This is a genomic window from Psychrobacter sp. C 20.9 (assembly GCF_001921765.1).
Taxonomy (GTDB): Bacteria; Pseudomonadota; Gammaproteobacteria; order Pseudomonadales; family Moraxellaceae; genus Psychrobacter; species Psychrobacter piscatorii_B.
Genome location: NZ_MRYC01000021.1, coordinates 1 through 19515, shown reverse-complemented (window position 1 = coordinate 19515; position 19515 = coordinate 1). Strand labels below are relative to the sequence as shown.

Below are 19515 nucleotides of genomic sequence, written 5' to 3'. Positions count from 1 at the left end.
GGTCAGCTGTTGTGTCGATCGTAATCCTTAGAATGGATAACCTCGCCTAAAGCCCAGTACTTAGTACGGTAACTCTGCTGCGCTCTTGTACGCACATACCAAAGAGTATTCTAGCAGTTTTCTACTGCAAAGTAAGGCGATTTTAGTAGCAGAGAAAGTATTTATCAAGTAAGCGAGACTGCCAGACATCTAACAAGGAGTATTTGACTAAGCAATAGCACATACAAACCTTGTAAATGAAAGATTATTTCAGGCAAAAAAAAGCCAATCTCGAAAGATTGGCTTTTTTAATACTGCTATATATGGTGGCGATGGAGAGACTTGAACTCTCGACCTCACGATTATGAGTCGTGCGCTCTAACCAGCTGAGCTACATCGCCGTTTTAGGCTGCACATTATGCCCAAGCTGCTGACCGCCGTCAACCCCTAATGGGCATTTTTTGCAAAAAAATGAATGTCATTCAGATTAATTGCAACGATTACTACAACAAACGATAAAAAAGGTTTGGTAAACCGATAAGCCGGGTTCTGTCGTGGACGATCATTCCTCTAGGCGTATCATCGCTAATACGCTCAAGCAACCTACCCGCATCGAACGCGGGCCGCGCCATGCCGATGCCTATTTGGTCTTGCTACGCGTGGAGTTTACCATGCCGTGAGATGTTGCCATCCACGCGGTGCGCTCTTACCGCACCCTTTCACCCTTACCGATGATATCTAGGATACCAAAGGCGGTCTACTCTCTGCTGCACTGGTCGTCAAGTTACCCTGCCCAGCCGTTAGCTGGCACGCTGCCCTATGTAGCCCGGACTTTCCTCCCCTGCTCATCTGTTGCCAGTGTGCAGCGGCGATCGCCTAGTCTACCAAGCGCGCTAGTATAGCAAAACTAACGCCTGTATGGGAATGTCTTTTCGGCTTATTTTTAGAATGACTTTAATGACCTTAAAAGCACTTTAAACACTTAGATAAATGCTGTTGGCAAGGCTATGTCAGCATTATCTGAATGTTCATTTGCTTGTTTGGCCAAAACCAGCCAGTGCGTTTTGGGGTAATGGCGCGCCAAATACGCCTGCAAAAAATCAATGGTACTATTTGCAATCTCAGCATCCGTTTGTTCAGCATCATCATGGACATGATTGTAAATCACACTATGGATCATTAAGCCGCGCGATTTTATCGCCTCCAAACTAAGCAACGTATGATTGATGCTACCCAGTCGGCCAGAGGTGACCAAGACGATAGGATAGCCTTGCTTGGCAATATAATCCAACGTGAGTAGATTCTCTGTAATTGGCACAAGTAAACCACCTGCACCTTCTAGTAGCACCGTATCATACTGTGCCTGCAGGCGCTTGGTAGCGTTAGTAATCATATCAGGATCAAGTATCTCTCCTAATAGCTTAGTAGCCAGATGAGGAGACGCAGGCTTCTCATAGCGATAAGGACAGGTGGTAAAGTCCAGATCGCATGGCTGTAATGGCATCTGCATCAATTGACGGTGACTTAAAATATCATCTGCAATGCCCAGCTCGCCATCTGGTTGTTTACTGATGCCCGTTTGTACCAACTTTTGGGTGATAACGTTGACGCCTTGCTGCATCAACGCTTTGGCAAGTAGACCCGTGGCATAGGTTTTGCCAATGTCAGTATCGATGCCGGAGACAAATAGCACGCTCATGGTTAACCTCGATGTTCTAAATATTTACGTACTACTTTTAGCAGCGCTTGGCATAAGGTGGTCAGCTCATAATCAGTAATAATGTAAGGCGGCATAATGTATACCAGCTTCCCAAAGGGTCTGACCCAGATACCATGATCAATCAATAAAGACTGAAAAATGGGCATATCAACGGCGTCATCTAACTCAATCACAGCAACTGCCCCCAAACAACGAACCTCGGCAACACCTGCCAGCTGTGCAGCTGACGTCAGGGCTTGCTCCATCGTACGCTGCATATTGGCAGTACGCGTTTCGATATCATAAGATAGGATCAAATCAATCGATGCACAGGCGACCGCACAGGCGAGCGGATTACCCATAAAGGTCGGGCCATGCATCAGCGCTGGATAGTCACTATTATGAATGGTATCGGCAATATGACGAGTACAGAGCGTTGCGGCAAAAGTCATGTAGCCACCGGTCAGCGCCTTGCCAATGGTCATGATATCAGGGCTGATGCCAGCATGCTCACAGGCAAATAACTTTCCACTACGCCCAAATCCAGTAGCAATTTCATCCGCTATCAAGAGTACATTGTACTTATCACAAAGTGCGCGTAATAGCCGCAAATATTCAGGGCTATAAAAACGCATACCACCTGCGCCCTGAATAATTGGCTCGATAATAAATCCTGCCAGCTGCGCGCCATACTCTGCAAAAAACTGAGCTAATGACTCACGATCATCTGCCGTCAATGCGCGATCAAAGCCAAGTGGCGGTGCTGAGACAAAATGCTGCATCGGTAGCTGCTTGCCATACAGACTGTGCATCCCATTGATAGGATCACAGACACTCATGGCATGCCAAGTATCTCCGTAATAGCCTGAATGGGTTGACGCAAACTGCTGCTTGTTTGGGCGCTCGGCAGCTACTTGATATTGCAGCGCCATTTTTAGTGCCACTTCTACCGCGATACTGCCACTGTCTGCATAAAAAATAGCGTCAAGGCCAGTAGGTACAATATCGAGTAGCTTTTTGCCCAAGTCTATCGCTGGCTGATGGGTCAATCCACCAAACATCACATGCGCCATTTTGCTCAACTGCTGGGACAGCGCGTCGTTTAGCTTGGGGTGATTGTAGCCATGGACGCTCGCCCACCATGACGACATACCATCAATTAAGCGCGTGCCGTCTTCAGTGATGATATAAATCCCTTCAGCGCGATCGATTACGATATTAGAATAAGTGGGTGGTAGGCTGGCATACGGGTGCCATAAGTGCCGTTGATCAAACTCATTCGTTGCTTGGATGGCTGTGGCGGTCGTGTTTTTTTTGGTCATCGTATCATCCCTAAAGCGTTGTAAACCCAAACGTCATCAATCGCTTATCAATATTTTATTGACCCGTAATACGCTTGTATTTGGCTAATAAATCATTTTCTGTCTCGACATGATTGGGGTCATGAGGGATACAGTCGACGGGACAAATCACCACGCATTGTGGCTCGTCAAAATGCCCGACACATTCTGTGCATAGATCTGGATCAATGACATAAATATCATCGCCTTCTGAGATGGCCTCATTGGGGCAAGCAGGCTCACACACATCACAGTTAATGCACTCATCAGTGATTAATAGCGCCATAAACTGCTCCTTATATTTTTGCTCATATTAGCCTTATCTGGCTGCGCTTGACTGTTTTAGCAAGTGCTAGCAGAGTATTTTTGATGCAGCATCTTTTAGTTACTATTTAATTTTTTGTCAAAAGCTTGCAACACACAAGGTGGGACAAATTTACTGACATCGCCACCGAGTTTGGCAATTTCGCGAATCATGGTCGATGAGATAAATGAATAGTTCTGAGAGGGGGTCAAAAATACGGCTTCAAAGTTTTCATCAAGCTCGCGATTCATATTGGCCAGTTGAAACTCGTACTCAAAATCGGACATCGCGCGCAGCCCGCGCAGCACGGCGGTGGCGTGTTTTTCGCGCATAAAATCAACGAGCAACCCTTCAAAGCCAATCACCGAGACTTGCGGTAAATCGGCAAATACGGTTTCGACTAAAGCGACTCGCTCTTCAAAATTAAATAGAGGTTTTTTATGATGCCCCGAGGCAACCGCAATCACCACCTCATCAAAGAGCTTGGTTGCGCGTGTCACCAAATCCACATGACCATTGGTAATAGGATCAAACGTACCAGGATATAGAATTTTGGTGTGTAGCTTTGAGGAATTAGCAGAAATAGAATGGCTCATAGCATGGCTAATATAATCGGTAATATTAGGCCATATGCTAGCAAATTTTGCTCAAACTTAATACTTATCTGCTACATTTGTCCTAACAGCCGATTTACCTTTTCACCAGAGGCTTTGATACAATAGGCGGTTCGACTCATCTGACTTATAATCCAAATAAAATTCAATACCATTGAATGGGTTAAGATGAGGAATTAGTAGGACTGGTCAAATAAGGTGCCTGTGTTTTTAGGCAATCCTTATGGAGAAATTATGTCAAAAAAATCAAAAAAACCTGATAATCAGATTTGTGCCAATAAAAAAGCGCGTCATGAATATTTTATCGAAGAAACCTTTGAAGCGGGATTGGCATTGCAAGGCTGGGAAGTCAAAGCCATTCGTGCAGGAAAAATGACCATCACTGAAGCGTACGTCATATTTCGCAATAACGAAGCTTTCTTATTTGGTGCGCACATTCAGCCATTACTATCGAGCTCTACGCACGTTAGTCCAGACAGTATTCGTACCCGTAAACTGCTGCTCAATCGTCGTGAAATCGAAAAACTGTCTGGAGCAATCAATCAAAAAGGCTACGCTTGCGTACCGCTGTCTTGCTACTGGAAAAACTCGCTAGTGAAATGCCAAATTGGCCTCGCATTAGGTAAAAAACAACACGACAAACGTAAGACGTTAAAAGATCGCGATTGGGAACGTGATAAGCAGCGCGGCTTTAAACAACATTTAGATTAAGTGTTATTTAATCTACGTGTCAAAAAAGGACGGCTCAGTAAATATTGAGCCGTCCTTTTTTGTACCTTATTAATGATTATATAGTCAGTTCAAAACAAAACTGTCATAAGTTCCAAAGCGCTACTGGGATGAATTTTTCGCAGCCTCTGTGTATACAGCACGCAAGGAAAATTTATACCAGTAGCGCTATAACATTTTTAAATTGAATCTACTATACTTATCAACTGTTAACACTCGTGACTGACAATACTCATTAACTACCATACTAGCCGCTTACGCGACCTGCCCTTTGACCGCCAATGGCACACTTTTACGAGCGCGAAGCTGCTTTATCCCATGAGCAATCAAACAAGCAATACCTAACCAGATCAACCCATAACTATAAATCATTGCTGATTCAAACGGATTACCGAGCACCGTCACCGCCAATATAAATAGCAAAGCAGGTTCTATATAACTCATCATGCCATAGACATTGACTGGAAGCATTTGGCTGGCATCAATATTGGTTTTCATTGCTAGGATGCTCAAAACGCCAAGACCAACTAACATCATGATCAAAAATCCAGACCCTGCTACCATCGCCAAATTGCTAGGTGCAAAAAAGTATAAGTAACCAAGCGCAAATGGGGCAAACAAGGTCAGATCGACCAGCATACCAGTGATGGCGTCAATGCCTTGGAGTCTACGCACGATATAATATATCGGATAAGTACCACACACCCACAACGTTGCCCAAGAAACACTCTGCGTACGAATGATTTCACTAAACACCCCTACCGCCGCAAATGCGACCGCAAGCCACTGTAGACGACTGAGCTTTTCGCCGAACAGCAGGCAACCGAACACCACCATCATGAGTGGAAACAAAAAATAGCCCATCGCGGTTTGTACGCCTTGTCCATTGACCGGTGCCCACATAAATAGCCACAGCTGACTCAAAAATATCGGCGTAGGTAGTAGTAACCATGCCCACTGTTTGACCGAGCGCAGTGCACGCAATTTATCGATGTGTATGCCTAGCCGACCACTCATCAATAAGTAACCGACCAACACCGCCCACATTGACAGCATACGCCAGATAAATACTTGTGTGCCTGACAAAGGCGTCAGAAAGCTGCTATACGCATAGAGCACACCAAACAAAATATTAGATAAGATGGCAAATGACACTCCCAACATCAGCGTGCGCTGCTGCGTGTTACCAGTTGTCCAAACACTAGGTAACAGCCAGCGTGTGAGGCTCGTAGTGACGGTATTGGATAGCATTTGCATAGACATGGGAAGCACCATAGATTGAGATAAGGATAAAAGGTGAAGCTCAGCGTGCGTAAGTTGCGTAACTATTGGCTGATAGGTATTATTCTACTGATGTCTTATGATATAAATTATCTATTTATCAAAAATAATGAATTTATTTTTCAATTACTACCGTATAAATCAATTTATTTATCATTTACTAAGTTATTATGATAATAATTTAATAAATGCATAATTCTTATTATATTTTTACTCCAAAACCCATTTCTATAAAAGGGTTACTGTAAAAGGATAAGCACATGAGTCAGCATCTAGATGACACCGATAAAGCCATTTTGAACCTATTGCAAGATGATGCGACATTACCGCTTAAAACTGTCGCAGAACGAGTGCACGTTTCTATTGCGACGGCTCAGCGTCGCATTCAAGCATTGATAGATAGCGGCGTGATTACCAAGCAAGTCGCCATCGTTAATCCCAATAAAGTGGGCTACGGTCTGACCGCAGTGGTGATGATAGAAATGGAGCGCTCCAATACGTCGATGCAGCATCGATTTGAGCGTTTGATGGACGCACAATCGCAAGTGATGAGCTGTTATGAAGTATCTGGCGATTTTGATTTTATGCTGATGGTCAATGCCAAAAATATGAGCGACTACCACCAGTTCACCCGTAGCTTGCTGACTTACGAAAATAATGTACGCAACTTTAAAAGTCAGTTTGTGATGAACTTTACCAAGAGTGGAACCAAGATTACCTTAGACTAAATATATTTATCTGTATTAGTTGGTATCAGCTTTTTTATTAATAATAAGAGTTTAAACTGTATTCAAAACTTGTAATATATGAACTTAAGTTTGATAATAGTTAGGACATTTTTTATTCATCGAAGTAGACAAGGAAGCCTGATCATGACCTATCAACCAGACTGCCCTCACAAGACCACTAGCAGGTATAACATACTAAAGCATATAAGCCCAAAAGCATTGATAACAGGAACCATGTTGGCTTCAATGCTTGCAATGTCAGGCTGTGCGACCAGCTCGTTGCTAGAAAGTAATAACCATGTCCTCACTACTAAGCAAACATTATCAGAAGACCAAATTATTGCCTTTGGCCGTCCAGCGCAGGCATTACCAAAAACACCAAATGCGACGATGGTTATCGTTGGTGAAAAAAACAGCTACGTACTCACCCAAGGTGGGACTGAGATGATCAGTTTGCTCAGCAATCTCACGCAAAAAAACATTCACGTTGACAATGACATGAGTTTTTATGTCCCCAATAATGATGGACACTTCCAAGGAGAAATGAGGCTGTCTTACGCCAAATTAAAAGACGAGTTTGGACGCACAGATTATCAGTTCTTTTTACAAAATAATGCCCGAGAGTGTACCTCAGCCAGTGATCAACGTATTGGTGCCCAGCGTTTTTGTTTTAATGTCCCCGTGAAAGGTGCCATATATCCGCAAGTGAGTAATTTAAGCTTGATTCAGTCAAATTATCGCGCTCTAACCAAGCCTTATACGGTAAGCTTTTATACTCAAACGCAGCAAAAAAACACAAACCGTCATGGACCAAATAGCGCGCAAAAACTGGTATTACTTCCCTTTGCACTCGCTTTTGACGTGGTGACTTTCCCGCTTCAATTATTAGATAATTAAAAGCTATCAGACAGCGCACTGACTCACCTGAAACCATAAGGTACGTTACGAGGCGATATCCGTACTTGCTCGTAACGTGCTCACTTGATAGGTTAAAATAATTTTTCGACGACGGCTTTTGGATAACTTTGCTTGGCCGTTTGTGCTGCTTGAAACAGTATCTCATCTGCCTCTACAGGACCAATAATATCGCACAAGCACACGTAGGCAAGTTGCATCAGATTGTTTAACAGGTGCTCATTGTCCGGTACAGGTGGGCGATTACCTTCCAAAAACTGATTGATATTGATGTGATGCCCTTTGAAGGTGCGTTCTTGCGAAACAGTTTGGTGCATACTATGAAAAAAGCGGCGACTGTCTGCTGCCGTTAGCTGACTGCGCAGCGCTTCTATCACGGTATAGAATGCGAGAACGGGCTCAGAGATAGGTACGGTGACTGCCTCGCTATGACTGTCAGACTCCACTGACGGCTGATTGTCTGCTTGTAGCGTAGCCCAAAAGCCTTTACGAATTTCAGATTTGTGACCTTGTAGTTCAGGATAGCGCCTTGTCGCATCCAAGATGCATTGCTGCATCATTTTGACAGAGACAGTCGAGTACTGTTGCCACTGCCGCTTGAGCAGGCGCACCTCTTCAGGATGTAAATACTCTGACAGCACCTCTGCCATCGCGGACACGGTTTGGTCGACGGATTGAGTATCAATATTCATCAGCTCTCTCCTATAAATGCCGCTCTGTTAGGCTTTTCGCATCGAACATTTGCTTTTGAAACTCAGGATACCCAAGCTCTGCATGCTCAGTATAATCCAGACCACGCTGCTCATGTAAGCGGCTGGCCTTTAACCCAAAGCTTAGATCAATCAGCTTATACATCACAAGACCCAACCCCAGTCCCCAAGCTAACGCCACGCCCACGCCTAGCGCTTGTACGCCAATTCGTGATAAGTTAAATAAGTCCCCTGTATAAAATATTCCAGCTGCAAGTGTGCCCCATGCACCGCCGAATCCATGCACTGCCACCGCTGATACCACATCGTCTATTTTGAACTTTAATAATGCTTGCGTGGATAAGATATAGACCACAGAGGCGATGGCACCGATGACAACAGCAAAAATGGGCGTTGTTGTGGCACAGCCTGCCGTGATAGATACCAGACCGATCAAACTGGCATTGACACTATCACTGAGCAAAATGGCTTTATTCATTGTCCGAGCAATCAGCATGTAGCTCACCACCGCACTGACCGCAGCGATAAAAGTATTGACGGCAATCAAGCCAATATTTCCAGTGATAGATAATGTCGATCCAGCATTGAAGCCGAACCAACCAAACCATAAGATAAACCCGCCAAGCGTCAATAGCGTCATGTTGTGACCTGCGATGAGTCTTGGCGTACCATCAGGGGCAAAGCGGCCCAGTCTTGGCCCAATGACCAAAATACCTGCCAGCGCCAACCAACCCCCGATAGAATGCACGACGGTCGAACCAGCAAAATCAATAAAACCAAGCTCGGTCAGCCACCCTGTTCCGCCGAAATACCCACCCCAGACCCAACTGGCAAACACAGGATAGATAAATAGACAGATCAAACAGGCGGCGACTGCATAGCCGATAAACGAGACACGCTCTGCCATGGCACCACTCGCGATGGTCACCGCTGTCGCCGCAAACATCATCTGAAAGAACATCAGTGCCCAGTCCATATTGGATAGATTGACTGGCATAAAATGATCGGTACCGACAAACCCCGAATGATTAGTACCCATCATCAACCCAAAACCCACCAAATAAAACGCCAGACCACCGATACACATGTCGGTATAGTTTTTCATCATCACATTGACGGCGTTCTTTGCGCGTACCGATCCGCTCTCAAGTAGCGCAAAACCTGCCTGCATAAAGAACACTAAAACCCCGCCCCAGATAATCCAAGCGATATTTTGATATTCGAGTAGCTGCGCCACCGTCAATGTGTCTGCTTCCGCAGCTTGTGCACTAGCTATCGTGCCAAACAGTAGCGTACTGAGCGCTAATATCTTACCTAGTGATGACTTGAGTAGCTTCTCCAATACATCCAGCCCAACAGATGATGTTCTCATTTTATCTCCAAACACTTATCTATCCGTTCAATTTTTATCGGTGCACCATTTTCACTCACGAATGCACACAAATAAGCCCTAACGGGGTTGGAGCAAAAGCTATGCCAAAAGCTATGGATGAAAATTAGAACGGCTAACAAACATGAGAAAACAAATGATTAGTACTGACCAAACACATACTTTGATAATTGCACTTTAACAACCATGCTTGCGTCGATGTGACGGTTCTGCTGAAATCATTTTTACCATTATTCTGCTAGGCTAGCAGCACACTTTGCATGAGCAGTTTATCTCGCGCTATCAATAACTTATCGGCAATCGCCCCTCATATAATAGGTCGCATAGTGAAGGCGATTCATGTTAAAATGAGCGCTTTTAAATCAGCCTTTATCATCAGTGATGTATAAGGGTTGTATTATTAGTGCCATTTTCTAATTAACAGGTCCGCCCATGTCTGCCGATACCATCGCCCGCACTGCCTTTAAACAAGGCACCAAGCCACTTTATGATTATGACAAACACTGGGCGAGCTGCTATGAGCCTGCGCCTTATCTACCGATGAGCCGCAAAGAGATGGACGATCTGGGCTGGGATGCTTGCGATGTTATCATCGTCTCAGGCGATGCCTATGTCGATCACCCAAGCTTTGGTATGGCGATTATCGGTCGCTTGCTTGAGTCACAAGGCTTTCGCGTCGGTATCATCGCGCAGCCAGATTGGAAGAGCAAAGATGCCTTTATGGAGCTTGGTAAGCCTGTCTATGCGTACGGCGTGACCGCTGGCAATATGGATAGTATGATCAACCGCTATACCGCCGATCGTAAAATCCGTAGTGATGATGCCTACTCTCCTGGGAACGTCGCTAATAAGCGCCCTGACCGCGCGGCTATCGTCTATAGCCAGCGCTGCCGTGAAGCCTATCCTGATGTGCCTATTATTTTAGGCGGTATCGAGGGCAGCTTACGCCGTATTGCGCATTATGACTATTGGTCAGACAAAGTGCGCCGTAGTATTTTGCTCGATGCGCGTGCGGATGTCTTATTGTATGGTAATGCTGAGCGCGCCATCGTCGATGTCGTACATGGTCTATCAAAAGGCTATAGCTTTGAGCAAATGAGTAAGCTACGCGGTACAGCGTATTTATTGACCCCAACGCGTCGTCATTGGCAAGCGGATATGACCGAGGTCGCAAGTAACGATGTCGATACCGTTGGCCGTGTCGATCCGATCATCAACCCGTATGTCATGACCGAAGACGTTGATAGCTGCTCAATTGAGCAGAACAAACCATCGGACTCGCCTGTTGGGCAAGCCATGCTGTCGTCGATGTCATCTATGTCATCTATGTCATCTATGTCATCACAATATCAGGGTTTTGTCGCTGAGCCAGTCACTGACAAAGTCATTAATGCCGACCAAGTGGATACTGATACCCAAGTGGTACAGATGCGCGGCTTTGACAATGTGTTTGATAAGCCGAAAACCGCCCGCAAGCACAAAATCAAAATGCCACCACGTGAGCAAACGGTGATTCGTCTGCCTGACTATGAGCATGTCAAATCTGACCCTGTGCTTTATGCGCATGCCAACCGTATCTTACATTTAGAGACCAATCCGGGTAACGCCCGCGCGCTGGTGCAGCGTCATAGTAGCGGTGCAGGTAACTCGCATACTTCTATCGATGTCTGGCTGAACCCACCACCGATTCCACTCTCGACTGAAGAGATGGATTATGTGTTTGACTTGCCATATGCGCGCCTGCCGCACCCAAGCTATGGCGATGCGCGTATCCCTGCTTATGACATGATCAAGTTTTCGGTCAATATCATGCGCGGCTGTTTTGGCGGTTGCACCTTCTGCTCGATCACCGAGCACGAAGGCCGCATTATCCAAAACCGTTCAGAAGACTCAATCTTGCGTGAAGTCGAAGCGATTCGTGATACCGCACCTAACTATACTGGCGTGATCTCTGATCTTGGTGGCCCAACAGCCAATATGTATCGTCTGAGCTGTAAAGACGAGACGATTGAAAAGAACTGCCGTAAGCCCTCTTGTGTCTATCCTGATGTCTGCGAAAACCTGCTGACCGATCACAGTAATTTGACCAAACTGTATCGCAAAGCCCGTGATATCAAAGGCGTGAAAAAAATCCTGATTGCTTCAGGTTTGCGTTATGATTTGGCGGTAAAAGATCCTGAATACGTCAAAGAACTGGTCAGCCATCATGTCGGCGGTTATCTAAAGATTGCCCCTGAGCACTCTGAAGAAGGCGTGTTATCGAAGATGATGAAGCCTGGCATGGGCAGTTATGATCAATTCAAAGCGATGTTTGAGCAGTACAGTCAGGAAGCGGGCAAAGAGCAATATCTGATTCCTTATTTCATCGCTGCCCATCCAGGTACGAAAGATGAAGACATGATGAACCTTGCGCTGTGGCTAAAAAGTCATGGCTATCGCGCTGACCAAGTACAGGCGTTTTATCCAAGCCCGATGGCAACCGCCACGACCATGTATCACACCCACAAAGACCCACTACATAAGATCAGCCGTAGTGAAGGTGATATGGATATTGTCAAATCTGGCAAGCAGCGCAAACTGCATAAAGCGTTCCTGCGTTATCATGATCCAAAAAACTGGGCACTACTACGTAAAGCGCTACAAGACATGGGCCGTAGTGATCTGATTGGCAAAAACCGTGGTTGCTTGATTCCACCATTTAACGCACACTTAGAGGGGCGTGATGCGGCGCAAGACAGCTATCAGTCAGCGCGCAAAAAGAACAGTCGCCTAGGCAATGACTCGGTGAAGCGTAGCAACAACTCGTCAAACAACAACGCTGCAAACCGTGCTGGCACAAGCAAAAATACGGTCGGCAAAAACACCAAGAAAAAAGTCAGCAAAGGCAACTTCCAAACTCAGCATACGGGTCTGCCACCGCGCAAAACCAAATAGCTTGATAAGAAGTAGTTTTAATAATATGAATAGTATAGAAACATGAACTAAATGTAGATCGTATTAGACCCATAAAAAAAGCATCTATCAGCGCTCAGTTGATAGGTGCTTTTTTTATCTGACTTATTAATGAATGAAAATTCAAATGATTATCGTTTATCTTTCAATAGGCTGGAGATGGTAAGTTACATTAGTCAGCGATTGGGTAACGAAGCTAATAGGTAATGAACAATTTCTAACACGGCAATACTTCGTTTTCGCTACTATAACCTCTTATATACTAAACGCATTATTAAGAACAAGTAAATGACACCAGTAATACTTTAGGAGAGAACGATGAAAACCATCACTAAAATTGCAACCGCCCTACCTGCCCTTGCCCTACTAAGCGCCTGTGCCACGACCGCGCCTACCATGCCAGATGAGACTGATACCTCAGCGCCAGAAAAAGTCACTGCCGCTTATGATCGCATGGCAGCCGCCCCTTATACCTGTACCGATGGCAGCACCATCATGGCAAAGCAGTCTATTAACAAAAAACAAGTCATGCTCAATGCCACCTTACCTAAAGTAAAATGGACAGAGCAAAAGCTCGTCTTAAATGGTGATGTAAAAGGCGACGTCGCAAGCTATGTCAACGATTCAAATCCAAAAGCGGTCTATGCGTGGCACATGAAAGGTGACAAAGGCATCTTTGCGATGAAATGGGCAAGCGGCCAAGAATATAAAGTAAACTGCCAACTCTAATTACTCAAAGATAAGCAGCGCTCTATCAAAAATAAAACAGTCGCCCTTGAGCGGCTGTTTTTTATACGTGTTCTTTATACACATCTTCTCTCTGATAATTATGGATATCACCAGTGCTGGTTTGTTTTGCTAGAGAAGCACACCGAAACCTGTCAAAATAGCCTTAGCACCAATTAATGATGATCAATAATAAAAAGGATAACCCGATGGCGACGCGTCTGATAACGATGATGGTAATGGCAGCTGCGAGTATGTGGACGCTAACAGGCTGTGATAATAGCACCGAAACCCCTAACCAAGCCTCCGAAACAGCGGCGACCGCATCAGACTCGTCAATACCAGCAGCCGATCAGATAGACTGGTCATTAGTCGCTAGTGGGACCAAGCCTGCCGACCCCACCAACTATAAGTATCCATTTGCAATCGATAGTCAAAACGTCCGTGACTATGCAGAGTACTTCGATGTCGATCTTGCCACCGCTCAACACAACCTCACTATCAGTATGGCCAGTAACGAAGCGCTATCCAAAGCCTTGGATCAGCTGAGCGAAACCTATGTCTCACATGAGCTAACCGATGGCAACGAGATGAAGCTGGTCATTCATACCACACCTGACGTCGCTGCCAGTACCTACGATTATGTGTTATCAGACGACTTTGCTAAAGGATTGATATTACCTATCGTGATTAAACCTGATAGCAAAAAAGGTGACGCTAAGGCGCATGGGGAAATGGCGGAGTAGCTCGATGTATCGGTTACGCATCATCTAATCACTTGATTATAATAAAGCGCGAATCAGCATATAACCACCCATACCGAACATCATAACGTTTTCGGTTAAAGAGATCGCGCCCAGTGGGACATTGCTATCGCCGCCGACGCAGGCGCATTTTAGCTCGCGCTTATCGATATAGACGGCTTTAATAACCGATACTCCGCCGATTAAGCCGATGATAAAGGCGACCAGACCCGCAATCGGATTGAGCCAAGGCTGATCGGCAAGCATAGCGATACCGGCAAACGCTTCTAAAAATGGATATACATAGGCGTAGCGTACCACGCGGCGTGCGAGTAAATCATAGCCCAAAAACCCAGTGGTAAACCCTTCCAAATCCTCAAGTTTTTTAATCGCCAATACACACATGGACAGCGCGACAAACCACATAAGCGCTTGTATCGAAAAGACGCTGACGGCAAAAGCCCAGCATAATGCCAGTGTCATCAGCGCGGTAACAGCAAATATCGCAATAATGGGCGCGTACGTGGTGTCGTCGTCTGTCTCGGGTTCATGATTACCCAAAAATACTTGCAGATCATCATTACCACCAATGCGCTTGCCATCGATAAAGGTCTGCGGCGTGGTCTTGACCCCAAGCGTCTCTTTGACCAGTGTATTCTCATCTTGGGTCGTGATATGACGATCAATGATATCGTAGCCTGCGTGCTTGAGCGCATCGATTGATTTGAGGCCAAACGGACATAGGTGGTCTGGCATCACCATCCGAAAGATGACGGCAGACTGCCCGCCTTCTTTGCCGATATGCTCGCCTTGTAGAGTGTCGATGAGATGCTGTACTTGCGGACTTTGGCTACTATCTATAGTGTCGGTATTAGATTCATTATTAGTATTGTCTGCCATAACGCGCTCCTTACGTTTTGCTTATTCACTGCTTGATCATAGTTTTTTATATTTGTGACTATTATCTTATAAGCATCGGTAAGGGCGATCTGAATCAGTCTTGTTAACTTTGTTAGGTTTAATGATAAGTGGTTGGTTTTGGTTTACATGAAATACGCTACTAAAATATATTAAGTCTGACGATAAGGGTTGTTAGAGAGTTCAATTTTCACATTAGTATTGCATAGTAATTTAGCTAAGTAGGGTTGATACTTATTAGCAACTGGTGCAATGTAAATTTTGTCCAAATGTGCTTTTACCTTTGGCTCATACTCGACATATAGAAATCTTCCAAACTCCATCTTTACTTTTTTATCATCAAGTGAAGTCATATAAACCATGCGGCACTCTTGCTCTTCTTGAAATGCTGAATGTTTGATAAGGTATTTCAGAGGTAAAAGAATTTCGTTTAATAAAACTTCTATCTTACCTGACAAGCTTGCGTTTTTTTCCTCAATCTCAATCATTTTTTCAGTAATAGTTCTATAATCACTTTGAAGACCTATAAAGACACTTCTAAAATCTTCAGTCTTTTTATCAATAAAACTTTGATATCTCTCCCATTCGTGTTCAGCTTTACTTATCTGTCCGCTTTCCACTTGTACAGTTTCGTTGTTAAACTCTCTAAAAAACGTTAAACGATTACGCTGAGCTAAATGAATGTAATCAGAAGTAGGATCAAGATAGACACATCTCATTACTGGCTGCTTATTTATTCTTTCTACAACTTTTTCGCCAGTACTTCCCTGAATAGAAGTTACATTTATTTTTTGCAAACTATCTTCAAATGCTACGTAAGACAACCCTGCAGTAGAATCATGTTTTTGAAAAAAATTTTGATTAAATACCAAACTAATTCCTGAGGCTTCTTTATTATCTTGTTTACCGTATAGCCTGAACTGGTTAAGACTATCGTGGTTGAAGGTAAAGCAACTAATAAAAGCATGTAAATCTTCATCAAATTGAGAATTATATGATAATCCCTCTTTGATCCCTTTTAGATAATTCAAAAGCAGTTTGCCTTCACTAGGATCATTTACGTTATTTATAGTGTTCAGACGAAATGAGCTTGGTTGTTCTTTTCCTTTTTCTATATCTAGTAATTTATTTGTTGTATCTGTACCAGTATAGTGAGCTAGTTTACGTTCTACAGGCTTATTGTCAGTTACTCTATGGCTAAAATCCACTTTAAGTATTTCAATAATCTCAGTAGTATGAGTGAATAGTAGTAATAAATATTTTCCAATATCAGTAGAGGAAGTCTTAAGCAATCTACAGATTTTTTCTAGACATCGCTTTTCATATTGATACCCGTTTACGATTTTCTTAAGCGCATTCTCAGCTCTATTAATATCTTGATACTGCGTATTTTCCAACGATACTGTACAAATATTGTATTGAGCACGATTGAATGCTTCTAAAGAATCCTTAGCTTCTATTTTTTCCCATGCCTCTAAAGCTTCATAAGTACTGTCTTTGATGTTTAGACTAACGCCTATATTAAACTGTGCAAGTGCATATATCTCAGAGTCATCTTTCTTTCCTATATTACGCCATGCTCGAATAGCATTGTCTTCCTGACCTTCTTTAACAAGTCGAGAAGCTAGATTGTATTGTGCTCTAGCATATACCTCTGGACTACCGTTTTTCTTGACCTTACCCCACGCTTTTTTTGCTTCCTCAAATTCACCTAAGTCATTTTTTATATTGCCAATATTATACTGTGCTCTAGAATATATCTCTGAAGAGTCTGCTTCTATTTCCGACCATATCTTTAGAGCTTCTTCAGTTTTGTCTTGTTCTTCATAAACAGCAGCAATATTATATTGTGCTTTTTTATAATGTTCTCTATTGTCCTGAGGCTTAATTAATTTACTGACTCTAACAGCTTCATCAAGCAATCCATGCTTATAGAATATTTCAGCCAGCTTTCTCTGAGCAAGTGAAAATTGCTCGTCACTATCACTTTTACGTGTAACCTTTTGCAACTCCTCAATCTGCTTCCGAGTCACTTCATCTAAATTTTCGTAGCTATCCATGCTCATTTTTTTCACTCCCCAACCATCGCCAAAAACTCATCTTCACCCACCACTTTAACACCCAGCTTTTCTGCTTTGGTCAGTTTAGAGCCAGCCTTGTCCCCTGCCAGTAGCGCAGTCGTTTTTGCCGAGATGCTGCCTGAGACTTTTGCACCCAGCGCTTGCAGTTTGGCTTTGGCTTCATCACGCGCCATGCTATCGAGCGCACCTGTGATGACCCACGTTTGTCCATCGAGTGGCAGACCTTCTGAGGCAACCTGCTCGACTTTATCCCAATGCACGCCTGCTTCTCGTAAGGCGGTGATGACTTCTATATTGTGCGGCGCACGGAAGAACTTATAAGTTAGCTCGGCGGTGATTTCGCCAACATCTGGCGTTTTTATCAAGGTCTCAATACTGGCACTCATAAGACTGTCTAAATCACCAAATTGCTGAGCAAAGTTCTGTGCTGTGCCTTCGCCCACACCGCGAATACCCAGCGCATAGATAAAACGTGCGAGTGTCGTATGCTTGCTGGCTTCGATAGCGTTGATGATGTTTTGTACCGATTTTTCACCCAGTTTTTCAAAGGTGACCATCTCATCCGCATGATTGTGCAACTGATAGATATCAGCAACCGTTTTAACCAGACCATGCTCAAAGAAGCTAATCAGCCAACTCGCACCAAGCCCATCGATATCCATGGCACGGCGTGAGACAAAGTGAATGAGCGCCTCGGTCTGCTGCGCAGGGCAAAACAGTCCGCCTGTACAGCGGGCCAAAGCTTCATCTTCTGGCAGGACGACAGGAGAGTCGCAGACAGGGCAAGTAGAAGGTAGGGTGACTGGCTTGCTATCGGCTGGGCGCTGCTCGTGCCACACGCGGGTGACTTTGGGGATAACATCACCTGCACGGTGGACGCTGACCATATCGCCTGCGCGCACATCCAAGCGCTGGATCTCACCAAAGTTATGCAAGGTGACATTGCTGACGGTGACGCCGCCGACTTTGACGGGTTCGAGCTTGCCGACTGGGGTGATTTGACCTGTACGACCAACTTGCCATTCGATATCGTTGAGGCGCGTCATGACGGTTTCGGCAGGGAATTTATAGGCCGTCGCCCAGCGCGGTTCACGAGATAAAAACCCAAGCTGCTGCTGTAATGCAAGGCTATTGACCTTGATGACCATACCGTCGATCTCATAGGGCAACTGGTTGCGCTCTTCAATCGCCTTCTCGTAATAAATTTGTGCCTCTCGTGGAGTATCAACTACCCTTACTGCGCTGACGGTAAAGCCAAGCTCGGTGAGCCATGCCAGCGCCCCTGATTGGGTTTCTATACTCTCAGGCAGTCCTTGATTGACCGAATAACCGTAAAAGGCCAGTGGACGACTGGCAGCTATGGCGGGATCAAGCTGGCGTAAGCTACCAGCAGCGGCATTGCGTGGATTGGCAAAGGTTTTGCCCTCGTTCGCCTCGCTCAGTCGATTAAGGCGCTCAAACCCCGCCTTTGGCATCAGCACTTCACCGCGCACTTCTAACAACTCGATATCAGCGGCATCGGCGATCCATAGTGGTAAATTGCGAATGGTTTTGGCATTTTGAGTAATGTCCTCCCCTGTCTGCCCATCACCGCGCGTCACCGCTTGGACGAACTTGCCGTGCTCGTATTTTAATGAGACTGCCAATCCATCAAGCTTTTGCTCCATTACATATTCAGGATTTTGCTGCGAGTCGCTGAGGCGATCATTGACACGGCGCATAAAGTCACGCAAATCATCATACTCAAAGACATTGCCGAGCGATAGCATCGGAATATCATGCGTGACTTGGGTAAAGGCTGAGAGCGGCATATCACCAACTTGATTGATCGGACTGTCAGGTTGTATCAGGTCTGGATATGCTTCTTCGATCTCAAGCAATGAGCGGCGCAATTGATCGTATTCACTGTCTTCTAAGATTGGATTATCCAGCACATAGTAAGCATAATTGTGCGTTTTTATCGACTCGATAAGTGTGCGCATTTGCGAGATAATCTCTGCGCTGTTCTTGGCACTGTTATCGGTCAAACTGGATATATTAGATGTTGCACTTTGTACTTGAGCAGATAGGTTTTTAGAATTATTTGGTGAGGTAGTGTCAGTCATAGTCGGGGTCTTTTTTGTCATTCAAGATGCCGTTATGATAACAAGTTTACAGGAGGCTCGGATATAGCCAATCCTATATAAATCAGCTACTGTGTCAGGCTCGCTCAGTCTACGACGTGTAGCACTTTCACTCACCTTCCTTGTATCTAAATTATCTTGAACCGACTCTAGGGCGTGTTGAACATTCGCAAATAGGCACTGCTGATCGCTAAAATTGTTCCAGACAAGGCACAAAGCGACGATAATGCAGATGCCTTAGCGAGATTTGTAACGCAGTATGGGGCAATTTTAGCATCAGCCC

General features: G+C 44.7%; 16 protein-coding genes, 1 tRNA gene, 1 other RNA gene and 1 pseudogene. 7 read left to right on the top strand and 12 right to left on the bottom strand.

Features of this window, described 5'->3' with window-relative positions; translation table 11 throughout:
* Nucleotides 1-303: 303 nt before the first annotated feature.
* The 5 genes from BTW00_RS12230 to BTW00_RS12210 form a co-directional block, all read right to left on the bottom strand.
* Nucleotides 304-380: transfer RNA gene (locus BTW00_RS12230), tRNA-Met, on the bottom strand.
* A gap of 121 nt (nucleotides 381-501) precedes the next feature.
* An RNA gene (rnpB, locus tag BTW00_RS12225) (RNase P RNA component class A) lies at nucleotides 502-867 on the bottom strand.
* Nucleotides 868-961: 94 nt separating this feature from the next.
* Entirely contained in the window at nucleotides 962-1678 is a 717-nt protein-coding gene (gene bioD / locus BTW00_RS12220) for a dethiobiotin synthase (protein WP_075107639.1), read from the bottom strand.
* A gap of 2 nt (nucleotides 1679-1680) precedes the next feature.
* Entirely contained in the window at nucleotides 1681-3000 is a 1320-nt protein-coding gene (gene bioA / locus BTW00_RS12215; protein ID WP_075107638.1) for an adenosylmethionine--8-amino-7-oxononanoate transaminase, read from the bottom strand.
* Between the two features lie 55 nt (nucleotides 3001-3055).
* Nucleotides 3056-3304, bottom strand: a complete 249-nt coding sequence (locus BTW00_RS12210) for a YfhL family 4Fe-4S dicluster ferredoxin (protein WP_058024492.1) — start codon at nucleotides 3302-3304, stop codon at nucleotides 3056-3058.
* On the opposite strand from BTW00_RS12210, the pseudogene BTW00_RS14315 reads away from it, so the two are divergent.
* Nucleotides 3305-3355: pseudogene (locus BTW00_RS14315) on the top strand (hypothetical protein); the annotation flags it as partial.
* 44 nt (nucleotides 3356-3399) lie between these two features.
* Here the strand turns inward: BTW00_RS14315 and coaD are convergent.
* Nucleotides 3400-3918, bottom strand: a complete 519-nt coding sequence (coaD, locus tag BTW00_RS12205) for a pantetheine-phosphate adenylyltransferase (RefSeq protein WP_075107637.1) — start codon at nucleotides 3916-3918, stop codon at nucleotides 3400-3402.
* Nucleotides 3919-4170: 252 nt separating this feature from the next.
* Here coaD and smpB point away from each other — a divergent pair, with 252 nt between their 5' ends.
* Nucleotides 4171-4647, top strand: a complete 477-nt coding sequence (gene smpB / locus BTW00_RS12200; protein WP_057758370.1) for an SsrA-binding protein SmpB — start codon at nucleotides 4171-4173, stop codon at nucleotides 4645-4647.
* Between the two features lie 273 nt (nucleotides 4648-4920).
* Here the strand turns inward: smpB and rarD are convergent, their stop codons facing one another.
* Nucleotides 4921-5928 carry an EamA family transporter RarD gene (rarD, locus tag BTW00_RS12195; RefSeq protein ID WP_075107636.1) on the bottom strand — a complete coding sequence of 336 codons (1008 nt, stop codon included), beginning with the start codon at nucleotides 5926-5928 and terminating at the stop codon, nucleotides 4921-4923.
* 278 nt (nucleotides 5929-6206) lie between these two features.
* Here rarD and BTW00_RS12190 point away from each other — a divergent pair, with 278 nt between their 5' ends.
* Both BTW00_RS12190 and BTW00_RS12185 read left to right on the top strand, forming a co-directional pair.
* Nucleotides 6207-6674 (top strand): Lrp/AsnC family transcriptional regulator, encoded by a 468-nt coding sequence (locus BTW00_RS12190; RefSeq protein WP_075107635.1) that lies wholly within the window; start codon nucleotides 6207-6209, stop codon nucleotides 6672-6674.
* A gap of 144 nt (nucleotides 6675-6818) precedes the next feature.
* Entirely contained in the window at nucleotides 6819-7571 is a 753-nt protein-coding gene (locus tag BTW00_RS12185; protein ID WP_083603651.1) for a hypothetical protein, read from the top strand.
* A 92-nt stretch (nucleotides 7572-7663) separates the two neighbouring features.
* Here the strand turns inward: BTW00_RS12185 and BTW00_RS12180 are convergent, their stop codons facing one another.
* Both BTW00_RS12180 and BTW00_RS12175 read right to left on the bottom strand, forming a co-directional pair.
* On the bottom strand, nucleotides 7664-8281 hold the full coding sequence (locus tag BTW00_RS12180) for a hypothetical protein (protein ID WP_075107634.1): 618 nt from the start codon (nucleotides 8279-8281) through the stop codon (nucleotides 7664-7666).
* Between the two features lie 10 nt (nucleotides 8282-8291).
* The gene (locus BTW00_RS12175) at nucleotides 8292-9671 is read right to left on the bottom strand and encodes an ammonium transporter (protein ID WP_143506613.1); all 1380 of its coding nucleotides are present in this window, start codon (nucleotides 9669-9671) and stop codon (nucleotides 8292-8294) included.
* A gap of 450 nt (nucleotides 9672-10121) precedes the next feature.
* Here BTW00_RS12175 and BTW00_RS12170 point away from each other — a divergent pair, with 450 nt between their 5' ends.
* From BTW00_RS12170 to BTW00_RS12160, 3 genes are all read left to right on the top strand, one after another.
* Nucleotides 10122-12623 carry a YgiQ family radical SAM protein gene (locus tag BTW00_RS12170; RefSeq protein ID WP_075107633.1) on the top strand — a complete coding sequence of 834 codons (2502 nt, stop codon included), beginning with the start codon at nucleotides 10122-10124 and terminating at the stop codon, nucleotides 12621-12623.
* Nucleotides 12624-12959: 336 nt separating this feature from the next.
* Complete coding sequence (locus tag BTW00_RS12165; RefSeq protein ID WP_075107632.1) at nucleotides 12960-13370, top strand: hypothetical protein; 411 nt, start codon at nucleotides 12960-12962, stop codon at nucleotides 13368-13370.
* A 176-nt stretch (nucleotides 13371-13546) separates the two neighbouring features.
* Nucleotides 13547-14113, top strand: a complete 567-nt coding sequence (locus BTW00_RS12160) for a hypothetical protein (RefSeq protein WP_256714071.1) — start codon at nucleotides 13547-13549, stop codon at nucleotides 14111-14113.
* A gap of 36 nt (nucleotides 14114-14149) precedes the next feature.
* Here the strand turns inward: BTW00_RS12160 and BTW00_RS12155 are convergent, their stop codons facing one another.
* The 3 genes from BTW00_RS12155 to ligA all read right to left on the bottom strand — a co-directional run bounded on the left by BTW00_RS12155 (nucleotide 14150) and on the right by ligA (nucleotide 19214).
* Nucleotides 14150-15010 (bottom strand): MauE/DoxX family redox-associated membrane protein, encoded by an 861-nt coding sequence (locus BTW00_RS12155; protein ID WP_143506611.1) that lies wholly within the window; start codon nucleotides 15008-15010, stop codon nucleotides 14150-14152.
* A 170-nt stretch (nucleotides 15011-15180) separates the two neighbouring features.
* Nucleotides 15181-17094 (bottom strand): lipopolysaccharide assembly protein LapB, encoded by a 1914-nt coding sequence (locus tag BTW00_RS12150; protein ID WP_143506609.1) that lies wholly within the window; start codon nucleotides 17092-17094, stop codon nucleotides 15181-15183.
* A 5-nt stretch (nucleotides 17095-17099) separates the two neighbouring features.
* The gene (gene ligA, locus BTW00_RS12145) at nucleotides 17100-19214 is read right to left on the bottom strand and encodes an NAD-dependent DNA ligase LigA (RefSeq protein WP_075107629.1); all 2115 of its coding nucleotides are present in this window, start codon (nucleotides 19212-19214) and stop codon (nucleotides 17100-17102) included.
* Between the last annotated feature and the right edge of the window lie 301 nt (nucleotides 19215-19515).